Annotated in this window: 16 protein-coding genes; 6 read left to right on the top strand and 10 right to left on the bottom strand. The window is 46.1% G+C overall.

Annotated elements, in window-relative coordinates:
* Nucleotides 1-332 precede the first annotated feature (332 nt).
* The 3 genes from UQ64_RS19070 to UQ64_RS19080 form a co-directional block, all read right to left on the bottom strand.
* Nucleotides 333-2,735, bottom strand: coding sequence for a hypothetical protein (locus tag UQ64_RS19070; protein WP_060625109.1), 2,403 nt, complete (start codon nt 2,733-2,735; stop codon nt 333-335).
* 4 nt (nt 2,736-2,739) lie between these two features.
* Nucleotides 2,740-6,129: a tubulin-like doman-containing protein gene (locus tag UQ64_RS19075; protein ID WP_060625110.1), complete on the bottom strand. Its 3,390-nt coding sequence runs from the start codon at nt 6,127-6,129 to the stop codon at nt 2,740-2,742.
* A 61-nt stretch (nt 6,130-6,190) separates the two neighbouring features.
* On the bottom strand, nt 6,191-8,008 hold the full coding sequence (locus UQ64_RS19080; RefSeq protein WP_060625111.1) for a vWA domain-containing protein: 1,818 nt from the start codon (nt 8,006-8,008) through the stop codon (nt 6,191-6,193).
* Between the two features lie 205 nt (nt 8,009-8,213).
* On the opposite strand from UQ64_RS19080, the gene UQ64_RS30975 reads away from it, so the two are divergent.
* From UQ64_RS30975 to UQ64_RS19090, 3 genes are all read left to right on the top strand, one after another.
* Nucleotides 8,214-8,366, top strand: coding sequence for a hypothetical protein (locus UQ64_RS30975; RefSeq protein WP_179086680.1), 153 nt, complete (start codon nt 8,214-8,216; stop codon nt 8,364-8,366).
* Nucleotides 8,359-9,285, top strand: coding sequence for a hypothetical protein (locus UQ64_RS19085; RefSeq protein WP_082651207.1), 927 nt, complete (start codon nt 8,359-8,361; stop codon nt 9,283-9,285). The genes UQ64_RS30975 and UQ64_RS19085 overlap by 8 nt, the downstream gene beginning before the upstream one ends.
* Nucleotides 9,286-9,417: 132 nt before the next feature.
* Nucleotides 9,418-11,196 carry a hypothetical protein gene (locus UQ64_RS19090; protein ID WP_060625112.1) on the top strand — a complete coding sequence of 593 codons (1,779 nt, stop codon included), beginning with the start codon at nt 9,418-9,420 and terminating at the stop codon, nt 11,194-11,196.
* A gap of 188 nt (nt 11,197-11,384) precedes the next feature.
* On the opposite strand, the gene UQ64_RS19095 is transcribed toward UQ64_RS19090, so the two are convergent.
* Nucleotides 11,385-11,939: a pyridoxamine 5'-phosphate oxidase family protein gene (locus UQ64_RS19095; protein WP_060625113.1), complete on the bottom strand. Its 555-nt coding sequence runs from the start codon at nt 11,937-11,939 to the stop codon at nt 11,385-11,387.
* 349 nt (nt 11,940-12,288) lie between these two features.
* Complete coding sequence (locus UQ64_RS19100; protein ID WP_342447595.1) at nt 12,289-12,774, bottom strand: GyrI-like domain-containing protein; 486 nt, start codon at nt 12,772-12,774, stop codon at nt 12,289-12,291.
* A gap of 153 nt (nt 12,775-12,927) precedes the next feature.
* Here UQ64_RS19100 and wrbA point away from each other — a divergent pair, with 153 nt between their 5' ends.
* On the top strand, nt 12,928-13,563 hold the full coding sequence (gene wrbA / locus UQ64_RS19105; protein WP_060625115.1) for an NAD(P)H:quinone oxidoreductase type IV: 636 nt from the start codon (nt 12,928-12,930) through the stop codon (nt 13,561-13,563).
* Between the two features lie 85 nt (nt 13,564-13,648).
* Here wrbA and UQ64_RS19110 read toward each other — a convergent pair whose 3' ends face one another.
* The 5 genes from UQ64_RS19110 to UQ64_RS19125 form a co-directional block, all read right to left on the bottom strand.
* The gene (locus UQ64_RS19110) at nt 13,649-14,647 is read right to left on the bottom strand and encodes a Gfo/Idh/MocA family protein (protein ID WP_082651208.1); all 999 of its coding nucleotides are present in this window, start codon (nt 14,645-14,647) and stop codon (nt 13,649-13,651) included.
* Nucleotides 14,648-14,690: 43 nt separating this feature from the next.
* On the bottom strand, nt 14,691-15,044 hold the full coding sequence (locus tag UQ64_RS19115) for a DUF1648 domain-containing protein (protein ID WP_060625116.1): 354 nt from the start codon (nt 15,042-15,044) through the stop codon (nt 14,691-14,693).
* A 34-nt stretch (nt 15,045-15,078) separates the two neighbouring features.
* Nucleotides 15,079-15,216, bottom strand: a complete 138-nt coding sequence (locus UQ64_RS30980; RefSeq protein ID WP_156417618.1) for a nucleoside triphosphate pyrophosphohydrolase family protein — start codon at nt 15,214-15,216, stop codon at nt 15,079-15,081.
* 25 nt (nt 15,217-15,241) lie between these two features.
* Complete coding sequence (mutT, locus tag UQ64_RS19120) at nt 15,242-15,637, bottom strand: 8-oxo-dGTP diphosphatase MutT (RefSeq protein ID WP_060625117.1); 396 nt, start codon at nt 15,635-15,637, stop codon at nt 15,242-15,244.
* A gap of 167 nt (nt 15,638-15,804) precedes the next feature.
* A complete protein-coding gene (locus UQ64_RS19125) occupies nt 15,805-16,518 on the bottom strand; it encodes a YceI family protein (protein ID WP_060625118.1) in 714 nt (237 codons plus the stop codon).
* Nucleotides 16,519-16,644: 126 nt separating this feature from the next.
* Between UQ64_RS19125 and UQ64_RS19130 the strand changes: the two genes are divergently transcribed.
* Together UQ64_RS19130 and UQ64_RS19135 are read left to right on the top strand one after the other, a co-directional pair.
* Nucleotides 16,645-17,349, top strand: coding sequence for a response regulator transcription factor (locus UQ64_RS19130; RefSeq protein WP_060625119.1), 705 nt, complete (start codon nt 16,645-16,647; stop codon nt 17,347-17,349).
* Nucleotides 17,337-18,752 (top strand): sensor histidine kinase, encoded by a 1,416-nt coding sequence (locus UQ64_RS19135; RefSeq protein ID WP_060625120.1) that lies wholly within the window; start codon nt 17,337-17,339, stop codon nt 18,750-18,752. The genes UQ64_RS19130 and UQ64_RS19135 overlap by 13 nt, the downstream gene beginning before the upstream one ends.
* Nucleotides 18,753-18,808: the final 56 nt, after the last annotated feature.

The raw sequence follows: 18,808 nt of genomic DNA on the forward strand, positions 1-18,808 counted from the left end.
TTTATACTTCCTTTCCGGGTGAAACCTGAATTGTACTCCTATGGTCTTAACATTGTTCGGGGGTTATGTAGCCCGCTTAACGGGTTGCCCGGATGTCATATTGCTCCCCAGTGTGTACTTTGTGCAATAGAATGGAATAGAAGAAACATCTATCTCAATTCTATTGCATAATGTGCATTTGAAATAAGGAGAAATGTCCCTATTCCAGAAATCTGCTTAAATCTAATGTATCAAATACAACAGAACCCTAATTAAAGGTTATTTCCGATGATTCTATTGCACAAAGTGCAATAAAGAGGATCAAAGTGAGAGGGTACCTATCTATTACGCCATCAGCGCATCTCTGGAAGCTGCTCTTCACTCAGCCCATGAAGCTGGTAGCCATTCTTAGCGTAGGTTTCATAATAAACCTTCCCATTACGGTAATAGAGCAGGTCTTCTAAATGGAAACCACCCATCAGATTTAGCTTCTCCACTCCACTCCTGCGTTGTTCATGCACGAATCCCAAACGATAGATGCGAGTCGTCTCATCTACGCCAAATGCGTAGCGCAGAAACTCGGATGCGCTGTCACCGAAGAAATATTTTTCCTCATGACGATGCTCTTGCGTATATTCGAACAGACGAACATTAATCGTCGCGCCATCCTCCAGATTATGGTACAGACGCTTGAACAGCTCTTCCTTAGATAGAACCTGACGGTTCTCATAAGCAGCCGCAACATTTGCACGCCGCAACAGCTCTTCTTCGAAAGATAGAGCAAACGGATCTGCCGTTAATATTTCCCGCTGACAAATGGCAATCAAACGCTCAGCTACCGTCTCTTTGCCTTGCTCTAAAAGCTTAGAAATGCTACCCATGTACTTCTCACTGAAGAATATCCCTGCCCCGCGCCGGGTTTCGATATCCTTCATTACTTCTTCTGTGACAACTCGGTAGTATTCCATCACGTTCTGGCCAGTGGTTTCGTTCGTTCGCCCAATGCTGTCCATCACAGTAATACGCAGATCTTCCTGGAGCGTCTCCATAGCTTTCACACGAGCCACACTTTCCACATGAAGCTGCTCAAGCGCAGATTCCAAACGACTGCACAGCGCGAGCTCACTTTCCATACATAAAAGCTCATATTTTTTGCCATATACCGCTGAGAATAAGTAATGAATGAAGTTGCGTACCGTTCGTTTGTCAAAAAGCGGCACACGCTGGAACGGCTGACGCTCTACACTTTCCGCATAAAGATCCTCAAGCTCATCCTGCGCGGAGACAATCGCTGAACGCAATCCATTCATATGTTGACGCAAAGCATGCAGCACACTGCCTCCCTCATCGCGATCAGCTGTCCACTCCGCAAGTTGATAAAATGTTACGGCAGGTGTAGCCGTTTCCTGTGCCGCCAATAGGGCGCGCCATCCACGAATAGGATGGATGCCCTCTACTCTCCGGTTAGATTCGGCTACAAAATTATTGCGGAAATAAGCTTCGCCCCCGTCACCGAACAGCTGCTGTTCGGCTTCACGTAGCGACATCTGCTTCAACTCATTGTAGGACGGACGTCCGTGGCTCATTAGCCCCGTCATTTCACTAAGGCCGTCTTTCTCCGGGACTAGCTGCGTCGCATGTTCCCGCAGACTATCAGGATCCAGCCCTAATAGAGATTGACGCTCGCGCATAGTCCATGGACTGCCCTCACGCATACCCGCTGCAAGTCGCCCGAAAGCGTGATATAGCACGGCCAATGCAATTTGAACATTAGGTCTTCTTACGCCAGAAAAGCCCGCGGAGGCGTAGCCTTGTCTTCCTGTGCTGCCTCTGATACCGCTTTTGAAGGTCATATTGTTATAGCCGCCGTGTCCGGTTGCCTGATCAGAGGTCGGGCGGACACGGTTCTTAAGTAGACTGATATGGGAGATGATCTCATAGTTATCATCCATGCCGTGCGTAGACATCATGCCGCGCTCATTCTTATCGGACAGTAGATACACAAGGTCAAATAACGCAGAAGGACCATGGCTAACTGGAATCGACAGACCATCTTCGGTTACAAGCAGCGGCGCATTAAACGTATAATCCTTAGCTTGCATTCTGTCCAATTCACGCAGAAAAGCCAGCCCTACTGAGCTGGAATATCCAAAATTATCCCCTTGCTCCCGCTCATTGATTAAAGCGTAGAGATCCGACTGTACCGACTTAAAGGACTGGCTGAGTATTGCACGAGCCAGCAGTGTGATTTCGGGCAACAATACATTAAGCGGGTCATCGACCCGCGTAATGATAGAGAGATGGATCACGTCAAAAGATGAATATAGACGTCCATAATCCGCTATACTGTTGCTCAGCCGCCGGATAACTTTATTCATCTCAGCAAGATAACATGTATCCTCATGAAACTTGCGGTAAAGTTCATGACGCACAGTGCGTGGATCTGACCCTGCCATATCCGGCAGGGCCATGGCCAGCACCCGGTCTTTTCCTCCCGCATCAGATCCACTCTTGCTTCTGTCTGTTTCCTCACTTTTCGCGCCTGACACAGCATGTAATGCCATAACACCGCCAGTGTTATCCCATTTCCGTTCGCAGCTATCCAGCACCGGACCGATGGCCGGAGCAACCTTGTCGCCTACGAACAGAAACAGGGCAGGGTAATGGATGCTGCTGCGTCCATCCCCTTTACTGCGCTGTGCCTCTTCCTGTACCGCATATTGTTCACCATAAGATAATGCCAGTGTTTTGATCATAGGTCTATTTCAACTTTCTGCGGATACTGCCGAGTTTGCTAGTCATGCTCTTGTAGAAGCTGTACATTTCATCGCCGCTCTCATACTCTACTCGTTCGTATTCCAAGCTGTCTCTTGCTTCCAAGAACGATACATACAGTCCTTCCAGCTTATACAGCAGCGGTGTTACGTCTTCAGCGGCAGTCATTTCACTCGCACGACGAGCTGCCTTACGTAGCAGAACGCTACGGCTCTTCTCATCCAGCTCCCGGAAATGACGATATACGGCATATTCCACGTAGCTACGTTCTTTCATCAAGTTGGCAAACGGCTCCCAAGCATCCTCTTCTTCATCACGATCATAAACGTAGAGTGCGCCTTTCTTAATAATGCTGTCTGTGTACAACGCCTCGATGAATTGGTCCATCCACTTGTCTTCGTCCAAATATTGATGGAGCAGACCTTCAAGCTCTGTGGCTTTGGCAGTCAGTTCAGCATATTTGGCTAGCTCAACACGAACACGAGAAATCAGCTGTGGTGAACGAATAAGATTCTCCTGTGCCATTTCTTTGTTGATGCTACCAAAGATATCTTTAATGCCTTCACGCTCCAAGCCCTTCTCACGCAGATTCTTCAGTTCATCAGCCGCCTTCTTCACTTCTCCGAGATTCGGACGTGAAGAATTTAACTGCATATCAAATCCACTCAATAGAGCATCCATATCAAATGGTTTCGTGAACACAACAGAGTATCTGTTGCTTGTGTTCTCGTCTACGCCTTTTTCGATGATCACGCCGCTTGCCAATGCCTTTGCAAAGTCTGCACGCACACGGGCGTTATAATCACGGACACGGGCATTAACGTAGGTGTCACCCCATGATTTTTCCGGAATCGGAGAAGGCAGGTACGTCCAATTGTTCTTATCTGTCATCACCAGATGGCGGCCGATCCCTTCCTTATCGAGAATGGTCCGCTCATAGTTCTCTTCAAACACCCGCAGCGGCGTGTATACAAAGAGTGGCACACCATTACGTGTGTTAAGCCAGAAAATACGGTTTTTCACTTGGCTTTCTTTGATCGTAAATTGCGATTTACCAAGCGCATTATTCTGATAATTACGAATCCCTTTCAGGATGCCAGGTGCTTTAACAGGCACGGAAACGAAGCCCCATGATGGGAAATGCAAGCTGCCCGAGCTGTTGCTAAGGTGGAAGGTAGGCACAGCCTCTTCGTCCAATTTACCGGCAATAATCCGCTCTACGAACTTATCCAGCGGCTCTTCATGGCCGAATTTCATCACAAGGAAATCTTCCATCGAACGAGTGATCAGATCCCCGAACTTATCGCTAAGGAACTCCGAAATCGAACGAACGATATCAATCTCCTGCTCCTTAACCCAGCGTCCGGAATACTTCAGCATTTCACGGGTAAAGTCGCGAATCAGGTCGTCTCCGTCTTTCTGATCCATGATTTTGGAGATGGTCGCTGAAATATCTGGTACATTAACAATGTTCCAATAATAAGTTTTGTTTCCTTTATAATCCGCCTGCTCTTCACCATTGATAAGGATGTCCCCGTTCTTGGCAAAAATTGAGCTAAGTGCACTAAGAATCTCTGTAAACACACCATAAATCCGGCTATTTTCGTCGTTTAAAAGCTCGTATAAGTCCTCATAAAATTGAATCATTTGCTCAGTGCGTTCTACATCGGCATGCAACCAATACTCATTGATTTTAGCCTCAATATAGGCATTTTTCTTCTTCTCTTTGGATACAAAAGCACTGCGAGCATCGCTCAGCTTCTCATCCGCACTGTCCTGCGCTGTCTCAATATCGCGTGGCAAACGCAGCAAGCTTTCACGTAAAGCCTCTATATAAGACTGAATCAGCTTCAAAATACAGAAGCCCTTCTCGGTATACAGCAGGCGCGAAACGTAGAATGGCCCTTGCTCTGGGTGCAGGAAGATGCGCTCCAGCTCTTCGCTGAACCGTCCAACAATTTCACCAGGCAGCTGCTTTTTCGATTTGATATATTCTTCACGGGCACGAGCCAGGAAGTTCTGCTCCAGCTCTGTATCCATGCTTACAACCTGATTCTTAACTACATTGGCATGACTCAGGCGTTCGCTATTCTCGTAACCTGGCAATGGCTCCGGCACACGGGATTCGAATGTTTTAATCATACTGTCGAGATCAATACCAAGCTTGCGTGCGAATTTCTCTACATCCTCTTGACCAGGCGCCTGCTGGAACATTTTTTCCATTTTATCAAACAAGCGGAAGGCCAGATAAGTCGTCATTTCCTCAATCGGAAGCACGGCAGACGAGGCACCAATAATGTTGTACTCATAGTTGGCTGGGTAAGTCTTGTTCATCTGCGCAATATTGGTGCGGATATTACTAATATAGTCATGAATGGCGAATTCTTCGCCAGACGCTTTTTCTTCACTCGCCATAAAGTTCGTGATGTTCTCAGCTGTTACATTCATACAGTAATCATACGCATTTTCTAGCAGTTTACCTTCGGTATTCGTTGCAGAGATCAAATGGCATAGATTAAATGGAGCCAACGGTGAATTTACCGTCAAAATATTTCCGTATTGCTGTTGGAATCGCTCGCCACGACTGTCCACATTCATCCAGTAATCCAGCTCTTTAAGCGCCGCATAACCGTTCTTGCGAATATATTCACGCGTGTGCTCGCTTAAACTTTTGTTAGACAGATTCACGTCCGGTGTAAATAGATAACCCAGTGTGTTCACACGGTCAATCCCGGCTGATCCATAATCACGTTCAATAATACCGCGTACGATATAGGCAATATCGAGGAAAGCTCCACTACCTGTACCGCCCGACAGACCTGTCAGCAGAAAGACCATCAGCTTTTTGTTAGTGCCTACGGATAAGGTCTTAATCTTCTTATCAATCGCGCCTACCACCTGATTAATCTTGGTGAACAAGAGCAGACGTCCAGCCTGCCGCACACCAGCAGCACCATTCATACCATCTGTGATACTCAACTCGGGTGACAACCAGTCCGTAATGTACGAGTCAAGAATACTGCGGTTCTGCAGCAATCCGCCGATTTCAGCATTCGCCAGCAGAACAAATTCATTCTGAGGATCGAGTCCGATCCCTTTGTATTTCTTTCCTCGATCCTGTTCGTTCGTCTCAAAAGCTAGAAACTCTACATTATCCGGCTTGTCCCGTTTCTTCTTGGATATCGGATCCTCCGGCAGCTTAAAGCGGCGGTTAATCTGATATTTAAGACGCAGCAGGGCATCAATGCCCGTGCCGCCTAGTCCTATGATCAGGATCGGATTATCAATCGTATCCACCCTGATCTTATCGCTGACAATCCCGCCGCCTAGTGATACATCCAATTGCTGTATATGCTCTCTTACTACTGGTTTCATATGCTTTATCCTCCTAAAAGTTTTGCGGAAGCTGTACTTCAGATCTCTTGCAAAACCACTTCTATACTAAATACTCGAGATAAATCGTCTTATCTACCGTGTTTAGGGATACTGAAACGCGGTCACCACTCTTCAGCTCCAAACCACGTGAGGCATCCGCAGCACGTCCGGATCTCTCCACGGTAACACCTTCTCCGCTGCGTAGCAGCAATCGGTCATTCTTAGCTGGTGTGAAAATAACACTCTCGCTTTCCTTCAGCTCAGGCGCTAATTGCAGCAGCTGATGAAGGGTAAACTTACCTCTGAATCCAGCAAGTTTCTTATATTGTGGGTAGGTCTTCTCACCCGTATTGCTGTCTTTAACCTCAACTACCAGCTGGCCAACAAAACCACGTGCCGATTTCTTATTCAGCACATACCATGCGGCAGCGGCTGCCAACACCAGAAGAATACTACCTATAATGTAGTACAAGGTATTGGACGAAGCTTCTTTCAGAGGTTCTTCTTTGCCAGTCCCTGTCGGAGGACTAGTAGTTGCAGCGCCGCCTGCCTTCGCGCTGATCTTTACAGGAGCACTCTCACGATAGAAACTGCTTCCCTCTGCACGAACCTTCAACTCATAGTCATGGCTTTCTTTTACCTCGAAGGTGCCCTTAAAAACATCCCCGGAGTTATCCAGTTCGATTTCCTGTACATCACCTGTATCGATATCAGTAGCAAGCAGTACCGCCTTCATATCTTGATACAAATTACTGAGCGTTACCTGAGTACCATTGCTGAACAGGTGGGAGGTAATATCAATTTTATCACCTTTTTTATAGGTTGCTGATGGCAACGCATCGATCTTAAGCTCCAAATCATAGTTAAAAACTAGATTAATATCAATCTTATCCTTTGGCACACCTTTGACCTGAAGCTTCCAATCTCCTTCTTGCGGTGATAACAGCTTGATCAAGCTATAAGTGGAAGACTTCGACAGCACAACATCTTTGGACGGGATGGTGACAGCATTTCCTGAAGGATCAGTTAGCTTCGCGGTCACAGGCTGTGACGACATAATTGAGATATTGGCTTCCAAAACACTGCCGTTAGGCACGTTAACGGTCACATCCTGATAATCCCCGTTTGCAGTGATCGACTGCACAGGTACTACCTTCAGCTTCAGATGACTAGCAAAAATCTCACTGAGTATTTGTGGAAGATCATCTGCAGAGTCTGTTGAGAATGCTTTACCACCTGTCTCTTTGGACAGATCAGCGAGTTTTTGTTTATTCAGTTTACCGTCTGCATTAAGCCCAATCGTATAAATGGGATAGCCATTCTTCTTGGCGACCTCCACAGCGGCGTTCAGTTCTTTATCCGATTCGCTTTGCGTCCGGCCAGTTGATTTGTTGAAATCGTTATTGCCATCAGCTAGCATTACAATGATTGGCTCATGATTCGGATCGCTACCATTCTGGAGCACCTTGACTGCTTCTTCTACACCGACAGCAATGTCGGTATAAGCTCCACGGTCCAGTCCATCAATAAAATCCTTCAAATCCTGTTTATCTGTCTCTGAACTTATTTCCAGCAGGGCCTTCTCCCGCTGCACTTTGTCGGTATAGGCAACAATACCTACTTTATCACCTTGAGTAGATAGCATATCTATGAACATTTTCATCGCTTCGCTCGCGACTTTGTTCTTGTCACTAGTCTTCATGGAGTTGCTGACATCGATAAGAAGCACAGCATCAATGTGAGATTGCGCCGACGTTGCCGCATAGGCCTGAACAGCTGCAAAAGGTGATGCAGCAATACACAGAGCCAGCAGTAATGCCGGGAAGATACGTTGAATAAGTGTCTTAGTTGTTCTGTTACTTTGATATTTACGAAGCATAAATAGGGCTCCTCTTGTGTTATATTAGGCACATATGACAGGTTCAGCACTATCGCTAAAATCTGTAAATAGTATGCCATTATGATATAATTAAACCTTGTAAACTTCAACTTTAGGACCGCCGGACCAAAGTAGCAATGATGCATAGAGTGTTCATTCTATGAGCCATCCAGACTGCGAGGCGTCTATGAGAAAGGACTGTTCCATGATTTCATACGTCATTCTTGGGATTACGTTCCTAATTGTCGTAATTCAGATTTCCATCTATGCTGCACGCCAACGTAAACCACTCACTAGAGATGATATTAACGACCGCCTACTGGCCGCTTTGAACGGAGGCGATAAAGGCCGTGAATAAGAAAAGACCTGTTACCTTTCGCCCTTTCAAGGCTCCTCGTTACGCTTATGACAAGCTGCGCATTTGTCGCCACTGTGGACAATATACCGCTCTCGGTGAAGATCGATGCACCAAATGCGGTAAAGACTCACTTATAACGGTAGAGAAGCAAGCTGCATCCATTGCAGGAAGAAAAATGCACACACGCCTCCTATTCATCTTACTGCTTACGCTAGCCTCCGTCTATTTTGGAAACAGCATAGAGCAGATGATGCTATGTGGTGCCGGAGGGATCCTCCTCGCTGGACTATTGTACTATACGCAGCGAAAAGTACGGCAGAACGAGAATCTTCGTTCTCTTAACGAGCTGCTTGGACGAGGGATTGGCATCATCAAAGAGGGACTGGAGATCAACCGTCAGGAGGCTGTCTCCGTACTCCGTGAGGATGATGTGCTTGCCTACGAGAAGCTACGCGAACTCTCCATCCTGCTTCGTGGTGACCGGATCGCACGGCAACGTATCGCCTTGCTGCATGGATTTTTGCTTCGCAAGGATATGGATTTAGAACTGGAGCAGCTTCTTCTTAAGGATTTCGAGCCGCTACTAGCCGAATATATCGGCGAGATCGCTAAGGTCCGTCCTGATCTGATCAAAGATCGTACACTACGATACGTAAAGAACTATGAAGTAGAAATTCGTCATATGAATAATGGTATGACCATCCTTACGGGAGTTGCCGGAGCTGCAGTAAGAATGAAGCGTTATGCCCTGCTCTACTCCAGTATGATCGGCCGATACGTGCAAGATCTGCCTAAAGACCGCTTTATGCGGTTATCCAAACTTATTGCTGCGAATCCCCATGAACCATGGAACGGCCTGGACCAACGAGTAGCTGACATTCGCGAAGCCAAATACCGTTGGGACCCGGAAGTTCAATAGACATTCTTATATTTCAAGAAGAAACGGCATTGGCATCTGTTATGGGTGACAATTGTTTCTCGGTGAAATATAAGGATAAAGAATGAAGTGAAACTATGCTTTCTTATATTTTGAAAAAAGAGGCTACTCTATATGACGTTCAAACCATTAATAACCCTGCGAAACTTTATGATCATTTTGTGTATAAGCATGTCTGTGATGCTTGGACAGAAGGCTTTTCTCATCGCCGACAAAATACAAATGACCAAGGAAGCCGACCGTCTCTATGCTGCAGGCGATCTGATAAGTGCAGAGAATCAGTATCGCCTAGCCGCGGCAAATCATTCCATTCTTTATATGGAAGAAAAGGTTGCGAAGCGGCTTGATGAGCTGTCACCAATCACAGCCATCCGCCAAGGTTTGAATGCCTTGGTATCATCCGCTAAAGCACAAGCTGCGACTAAGGATTTCAACGGATTTATGAAAAGTTATGCTACTCTCCTCAGCTTAAAAGCTACATATATGAAGCCCGGTGGTCCATATGAAAACTATTATCGCCAGTTATCAACCGATTCAGGCATTTCTGACCAGTTCACTACCTACTTCCGAGAATTTAAGGAGCAGTTACTTACCGAACTTGCTCAGAGCCAGAGTGGAAATACAGGTGAAGAGGACATGTTTAAATGGAATCTGTTGCAGATTCCCGATGTTTATTACGGAAGCGCCGCTTCCAAGGAGGAGTTGCTAGCCTCCAAGTTCAAAAGCCACGATACAGCTAAATTAAAAGCCTTAGCAGGTACAGGAAACTTTACAGGCATGCTGGAAAGCGCCCTCTCCATGATGAATGCTTACAAACAGCATAGTTACGAAGCTTCATGGGTACATGGGCAGGCAGAAAGTAGCGGAAAGATCATCCTGAACAAAGATCTAGAGAGCGATAACATCAGCGCCTTTTCTGGGCATGCTGTTGCCTATCGTAATTTTGCAGGATCAGCAGGGATCACCTCATCCAAAGTACTAACCTTAGTAGATACTAGTAAAGCTAAACTACTTAAAAATGCCAAGCGCATGACCAGTAAAGGTCAATATGCTGAAGCTATTCAGCTATACGGTGATCTTGCTCCGCTAGAGGATACTTCTTCAATCATTGCCGCTACAAGGTTGGCTTGGAATATCACTGAGCCTGTACGCCTCCTTCCGGGCGGTGAAGAGCAAGGCAAATATGGGAATGTCGTCTCCAGCAAGGGACTACATGGCACGAAGGTCATTGTGGCCGGAACGGATAGCAATGGTGTCCTCTATTATGCAGCAATGAATAACGACGAAAGTGTCATTACTTTAACTGGAAATAGTTTGCCAAAATTCGAGAGCCTGCACAGTCTTACTTTTAATGATCAGCTTGCTGCCTCTACAGGTTCTGGTGTCCCCGTGATTCTGGCGGAATCCGAGCCCGAAGGTGGACGCACCCTTTTTACAGCATATGAAATGAAATCGGATGGTATTTCACAGTTATTTTCAATTTCAGGTGATAGCTACGAACTGGAGTCCGATGATTCCATAGTTGTACCTAATGCAGATCTTGGAGACGGTATCGACGGACAGACGGCACGTTACCGTAAAGTAGACGGAAGCTATCAATTTGCTGAGATTGTTCAGGAGTATGCGGTAATTTCAGCTTCCGATGTAGCACTTCATCCTTTTGAAAAGGTATCTTTTCACTGTGAAATCGTCGTAGATAACTTTGGTAATACGCTTGCTTACTCGAATGGAGTTTATATTTTACTTCAAGGAGACGTGGGTTCCGTTACAGGTAACGCGTTAGTTAGTGGTCAATATCAGAATGGTTATCAGCTTGTAGGTATGGACATGGGAGAGCAATATGTGCCTGTGTTTGTGGTGGAATCCGTGGGTAGTATGAGCTTTGGGCGATAGGACTAGGACTTATAAGATAACTACTATTCGGAGGGGATCACTCGTCATGACAAATGCGCTCCCCTTCGACTTGTGGCATAGATGAATTGACCTATGGAAAAAGTAATCGGATATAATTATTTAATGGATTAATCCTAAACTTGCCGGGCTATTTTACACGATGCATAAACCTGGGGCGGCCATGTCGCTCATTTTTTTTGTCCAAGAGGTGTTGGCAGTCCGTCTATACTAGTAGTGTTCTTCTCTTGTCTATATTCTTTCAGACCTGCTTCGCCCTTTTGAATAGACCAACGTTGTAACGTATCTCGCTCTTTATCATAACTCATGAATGGGACCGAATATCCACAGGAAGTCTGTACTTTATGAACATCAATTAAAATAATCTGTCTAGCTCCAGGCAGAGGTGTAAACATAGGGTATAGCGTTTCCCATTCTGATGATCCAGGCAAGATTACCGCTCCTGTTCCATACAGTCTCAGAATGTTCGGCGGTCCTTCAAACGCACAAAACATAACCGTCACTCTTCCATTTTCCAGCAGATGTGCGCTCGTCTCATTGCCACTACCGGTCATATCGAGATAAGCCACCTGGTTAGGAGACAAAATACGAAAGCAATCATGACCCTTAGGTGAAAGGTTAACATGTCCTTTTTCTGATCGCGGCGCTGAACCAACGAAAAAAAGATGCTGCCGAAGAATAAACTCCTCATGTGCAGGTAGCATAGCCGTGAATTGTTTTCCCATTTGGTATTCTCCATTTCTTTTGGGTTTGTGTGTGGGTATTTTAGCGGGACAGTCCTGCTCCATCAAACATCCACTCTATCGGCAAATTCAACTACACTTCCCTAGCTCAGCCCCCTCCCGAACTATAGATAACTCGGTCCGGGCGGCAACGTTATCAACATATCCCCATATGATGTGAAGAGTCAGTCACTACTCGTTCCTTCTATTTGATATATATTCGTTTCAATCGTTGAGTAACCCTTCACCTTCATCCGGAGTATTCTGTTCATCCGCGAAAAAAGGAACTGCCTCTCGGCAGCCCCCAAATCCCCGCAAACATTTATTTTAGCTAAAAAATCTATCACCCGGTCTACTCAATCGCAATATATATCTCAACCTGCGTATTAGCAGGATCAAAATTCCGCGAATCGTAAATTTCAAAATCGCCCGTATAAGTTCTTACCTCTGTAGAGCCCTTAAAATACGCCCAAATCTCCCCCCAGGCTTGCGCGACAACTTCGAATACCGGACCTTTTTTCGTTGTAAAAACCATGTATCTGCTCTCTGGAACAGCCGCACTCACGAGGCCGCTATCCTCTAAATGTCTCTCCCCAGCGACTTCATGCCCAATCACAACGGTATACGCTCCTGACGCATCACTCTCATAATCTGTATACAAAGCATAGATATACTCAGGCCTAATCGTATCTATCTGCCCCGCAATATTACTCTGAAAATACGTTTCCCACAGCCGCGACAAGCCCCCATTCGGGCCCATTTCCACTTCATTAGTCGTGCGTATGCTAACCCCAGCTAAGGTCATTTTCGGTTTTTGTTCAAAATAAGTATTCATCATTCTCCCTCATTTCCTGTAATTGAGTTCAGTATACAGAGGGGAAGTGGACACCTGTCTGTCCAGTTAGCGTAGAATTATCGATTCGGGTTACAAATGCTGCAATGGGGTAATTAATAGTATGGAACTACACTCGAAGGGAATGACTACAACATCATGTCAAAAATCAAATTAGCCGTCATCTACTACAGCGCCACAGGAACTAACTACCAGCTCGCACAGTGGGCCGCAGAAAGCGCCGAGGAAGCGGGGGCTGAGGTGAAATTACTGAAGGTACAGGAACTAGTTCCCGAGGACAAAATTGCGGCAAATCCGGCCATGAAGGCCCTAGCTGAAAAAACAAAAGATATCCCCGTAGCAACACCCGATGATATCGTGGAGGCGGATGCGATTATTTTCAGTTCTCCAACCCGGTACGGTAACATTGCTTCTCAAATGAAGCAATTCATCGATACAACCGGAAGCATTTGGGGCAAAGGACTCACAGTAAACAAAGTCGTCAGCGCCATGAGCTCAGCACAGAATCCACACGGTGGTCAGGAAGCTACGATTTTGGCACTCTACACATCGATGTATCACTGGGGAGCAATTGTCGCGGCACCTGGTTATACTGACCCAGTCACATTTGGCGCAGGAGGCAACCCCTACGGAACAAGTGTCAGTGTGGATGGAGACGGTAAGATGATCGAAGAGAAGGATCGTATCCGTGACGCTGTTTTTCACCAAGCGAAGCGTACCGTTGAAGTGGCTGGCTGGGTCCAAGCAGGTAAAAACACCAATAGTCAGAACTAAGCTTCCACCAATCGTTCGACATAGCAAACACCCCTCGGAGCTATCTAAGTAGCATGTAAACCGAGGGGTGTTATTATTTCTTTATTTACTCTCCAGGATACTTCATACCCCATTGCGTACGTATTTGATCCAGCAGTTTCATAATCGCTAACGATTCATCCAGTGACATGACTGGGCTTTCTGTTAGCCCTGCTTGTAGACAACGTCCTACTTCCTCTGCTTCAAAGCAATATCCAATAGAAGCTCGATCATCCACAAAGCTCTCTACCTTCTCATCCCCAATATAAAGGGAGGTAGATTTCGGGTTCACTAACGTCCCTTCTACAATAATACGGCCCTCTGTTCCAAACACATGCGCTTCTTCCAGCATGTTAAGACGAATTCCACCGTTCAACGAAGCTGTTTTCCCATCACCATAGGACAGCAGCATGGAGAAATGCTCATCCACTCCAGTCTCACCAATATGAACCGTACTGGATATAGATTCAGGATGAGGTCCAAACACCATCGAGGCAAAAGAAACCGGATAAATCCCAACATCCAGCAGCGCCCCCCCGCCCAGCTTCGGATTCAGCAATCTGCTTTCCGGATTCCAGTCGGTGCGAAATCCTAAATCTGCCTTCACCAAGCGAACTTCACCGATTCTGCCTTCGGCGATCCATTCTGTAACCTTCACAATCGCCGGGATGTAACGACTCCACATGGCCTCCATCAGGAACAGCTTATGATCTCTAGCATAGGTCACCACTTCTTCCAATTCTCCGCTATTCACCGTAAAAGGTTTCTCACATAGGACAGCTTTGCCTGCACGCAGCGCCAATAATGCATTGTCTTTGTGAAATGGATGTGGCGTTCCAATATATACCGCGTCTACATTCGGGTCATTTACCAATTCCTCATAGGTGGCATAGGCATGCGGTACTCCATGATCCCTCGCGAATTTATCCGCACTTTCCTGTGAGCGCGAACCCACGGCATATGCCACACCATTGCTGGCGTGAGCTAAATCAGTAACAAACTGATGGGCAATCCAGCCTGTACCGAGAATTCCCCATCTCACCTTGTAAGCGTTATCCATTCTCATTGCAGGTTCCTCCTAATCCTTCTGCTAAGTCTCTTTAATTCTATCAGACCATTCTAATAAATGTATAGGAACTGATGCCAGCGAACACCACCGTCACCACCAAAATAGCAATATTCCAGACCCTGCTCAAAGCCGCTGAATGCCCGTTAGAGCTCTGAATAAACGCTTTTTGCAAAAGAAACTGAAGGAGTTTCATGATTATAAGCCCCAAACATCCAAGCCCGCTATGCAAAATAACTTCCAGACTAGATTTGCTTACAAATCTATCAGCCATGTTCCCATCGTAATGGATCGGGACCCTATCAGGCATTTTGGAATATAGGAATAAATAAATAGCTACAGGAATTAAGGCTACTACACTGCTTAAGATTGTCGTCAGTTTGGTTTTGGACAACATTAATAACCTCCTTGTACGGAACAATAATCTCTAGTTATTCTCCTTCCACTTCAATCAAAAATATCCGATCCTTAAATCCGCCACGATGTTCAGCTTTCTCCGCACGAAGCTTCTCCAGCTCCACGCTATTGCTCCCATGTGTCTCCGCCAGCGCTTGAATTACTTCCAGCATGTTCTACTTGATGTTCAGACTGCCTTTACACTTGACTTGACCCCACCATTAGCCGTTCTACAAAAGGAATATCTGCAGGAGCAAAAGTGAACTGACCGAGTGCAGTTGGAAACACCCACCTATATTCATCGTGATCGACAAGTTCAATTACACCTCCCAGATATCGGGCTTTCCAAGCAAACAGTCTGATCTCGACACTTCCATAGTTGTGCTCGTTCACGCCAAAGCTTTCATAGGGAAGGATTATTATCCCCATCTCCTCCTGAAGCTCTCTTCGCAGACAATCTGCGATGCTTTCACCCTGCTCTATTTTGCCGCCAGGAAATTCCCACAGACCTGCCTGAGATTTACCTTGCCGTCGCCGAGCAATAAGAATCTGCCCTTCTTCATTATGTATAATCGCTGCCGCAACCTGGATCACAAGGAATACCTCCTTTATTGCTATTTATTAGACAGATACTTCTATTAAAACATACAATTCATTCCAAACCAAAGAGACTCTCCCAAAAGCCAACATAGCTTGGGAAAATCTCTTCAGTACAGTCTCTCTATAAATTTCACAGCAGTGTTTCCCTTACGGAAAGACTGCTATTTCGTCAGCACAAGCTCCAAGCGAACCTCAAGATTATTTTCAGTATCCAGCACAACGGTGTGCGGATTGCTTAAGCCAAAGTCAGAAAAGGCCACTGTTGTCGTACCCGACAGCATCAGCTGTCCACCACTGTACGCTGCTTGAGACTGGAAGGTAACGTCCTTTTCCACACCCTTTACTGTGAGCGTTCCTTGCATTTCAACTGGCACAGTTGCTCCTTCGGTCCATTCCGCCGGCAGCTTCGAGAATGATTTCACTACAAACGCAGATTGTGGAAATTCCGTAACGGCTAGGAAGTCTTCCCCTTTTACATGCTCATCTCTTTGACCATTGCCAGAGTCCAGAGCGCTCATATCCACGGTTCCTTCCCCAGCCATCGAAGTAGAATCTTCTATATTAACTTTCCAGGTACCTTGAACTTTGTTATCTACGAAGTTGACTGTTTCTTTAGAGGTTGTTACCGACCAATATACTTTAGAAGTGTCCGCAACCGCCCAGTCACCGTTTAATTGTTCGGCTGTGACCGTCGCACCTGCTGATGCTCCAGGGTTATTCGTGCTTTCTCCATTACCTGCTGTTGAGGCTTGCCCTGGAATCACGGACTCGATTTCTACATTATTGCCCAGCGATTTATCCAGCAATGTATAACCCGTGACTACTCCTACGATGATAACACCGGCCACGATCAAGGCTATTCTTTTTCTCTTCATCCTGTTCCCTCCAATATTCAAAATATTCTGTATATTTTCAAGCTCGTCCCTCATTCTAACAAAGCAATATGTCGGGAAGAAGTCAGAGCAGAACGAGCTATGATGTGTTAAACTTGTCGTAATTTTATGGACTGGAGGTACTCCAATTTGACGAAATCCATTCTTGTTGTAGAAGATGAAGAAGCCATCTCCAGGGTCCTCAGTGCCTATCTGAAAAAAGCAGGTTTTCAGGTTACCCGAGTAGCCGATGGGCGCGCTGCACTGGAGTCTTTTGCTGTATCCCCACCTTCATTAGTATTACTCGACATCATGCTGCCTAACATGGACGGCTTTGAACTGCTAAAGCTCATCCGTGAAAAAAGCAGCTGCCCCGTCATCATGCTGACGGCAAGAGATGGGATCAATGACCGACTAGCCGGTCTCGACGGTGGCGCGGATGATTATATGTCTAAGCCTTTTATTCCGGAGGAAGTGGTGGCACGCGTGAACGCTGTATTACGCCGTCCCTCGCAGTGGTCTGATGGCAGCCGCAAACGACATTATGGCAGTTTGTTTATCGATTTTACAGCGTGTGCTGTTTTTTTAAACGGGGTTGAGCTGAACCTTAGTCCACGTGACATGTCGGTTATGTTATTTCTGGCCGAAAGACCTAATCAAATATGTACTCGCGAACAATTAATAGAGCATGTCTGGGAGATGGATTACGAAGGAAGTGACCGAGCAGTGGATTTATCTATCAAAAGACTTCGCCAAGCGCTGTCGCACTGGCCAGTAGATGAGGGGGAAATCCGTACCTTGAGAGGGACAGGATACCAATTATGGACAACCTAAAGAAAAGCAGCCCCAAACGCACCTCCATTCTCTCCTACTGGACGGTCCGTTACCTGCTCATCATCAGTGTCGGTCTCCTGCTAACTGCGCTAACGACGTTCTGGTGGATTCAACAAGAGGCTATGAGCAACCGAATGCAGACTACCGGGTTATTAGCACAGGAGATCGCCGACCGGAGCGTAAATCGTGAGAGTTCCATAGAGATCAGCCAGAATCTTGGAAAGCTCATTGAAGACCGAAAACGATTTTTCAAGTTAACCGTTGAAATGTGTGTAATTATTACGGATCAGCAAGATCAGATGCTGTTCTCTATGCCGCCTCTAACTGAGGATGAAATGAGGCATAAACTCAATGATAGCCTGAACGATTCACGTAGTCCGGAGTTCAAAGCCGCAGTAGCGCCTATAAATTCGAATGGGGAAACGCTGGGACAGGTGATTGTCTTGCAATCCAAGAAATCGCTGCGGCATATTCCGCAGGAGGAAATCATTTTTTTCTCCGTTCTGTTGTTATTTCTAATCATTTTAAGTTGGCTAACCATTTACCTTTTGTCACGTAAACTGGCAAAACCGATTCAGAAAGTAGCCGCCGCTGCGGCACAAATTAGTCATGGTCGATATGATATCGTACTTGATAAGAATGCCAAGGAACGAGAAATTCATGAGCTGATGTTGTCTTTTGAAGAGATGGCGGGTAAGTTACAACAATTCGAGCATTCCCGTGCAGTTATGTTAGCTGGGGTATCCCATGAGCTAAAAACACCAGTTACCTCTATTAAAGGTCTAATCCATGCCGTTCGTGAAGGGGTCGTTGAAGACGATGAGGCTGTAGAGTTTCTAGATATTGCCTTGCAGGAAGCTGGACGATTGCAGCGAATGGTTGCCGATCTTCTGGATTACAACGCACTGACTGCAGGAATCGTTTCTGTCCGTCACGACCGACTGGATGCCGTACCCCTGTTATCAGAAATCGTGTATCAATGGAAGCTGACACAGGCGGAAGAAGTTGCTGAGCCCATGCTCCATATGCCGAGAAATCCCATATTTTTGCGAGGGGACTCCCTTCGTATCCAACAAATTATCGTCAATTTACTTAATAACAGTGTACAAGCCAAAGCTCCAGACCGAAGGGTACAGCTAACGGTAGAGTTGCTTGAACAGCATGGTCATAGCATGGCGGAGATTCGTGTTCAAGATAATGGGCTGGGCATCTCATCAAATCATAGTGAGCATGTTTTCGAGGCTTTTTTCCGAGGTAGCGACAAACAGAGCACACTACGTGGTCTAGGACTCGGCTTAACCTTCAGCCGTCTGCTGGCAGAATCTATGAATGGAAGCCTTTTGCTTGAGGAGCACTCCGAGGAAGGCTGCACCTTCGTACTGTCTTTACCGCTTGATCACTAAAAAATAGTCTGCGGAGCATCGTCATGGTATAATCATGTGCACAATCACACCGAAAA

It is taken from the genome of Paenibacillus etheri (assembly GCF_001012825.1).
GTDB classification, from domain to species: Bacteria; Bacillota; Bacilli; order Paenibacillales; family Paenibacillaceae; genus Paenibacillus_AQ; species Paenibacillus_AQ etheri.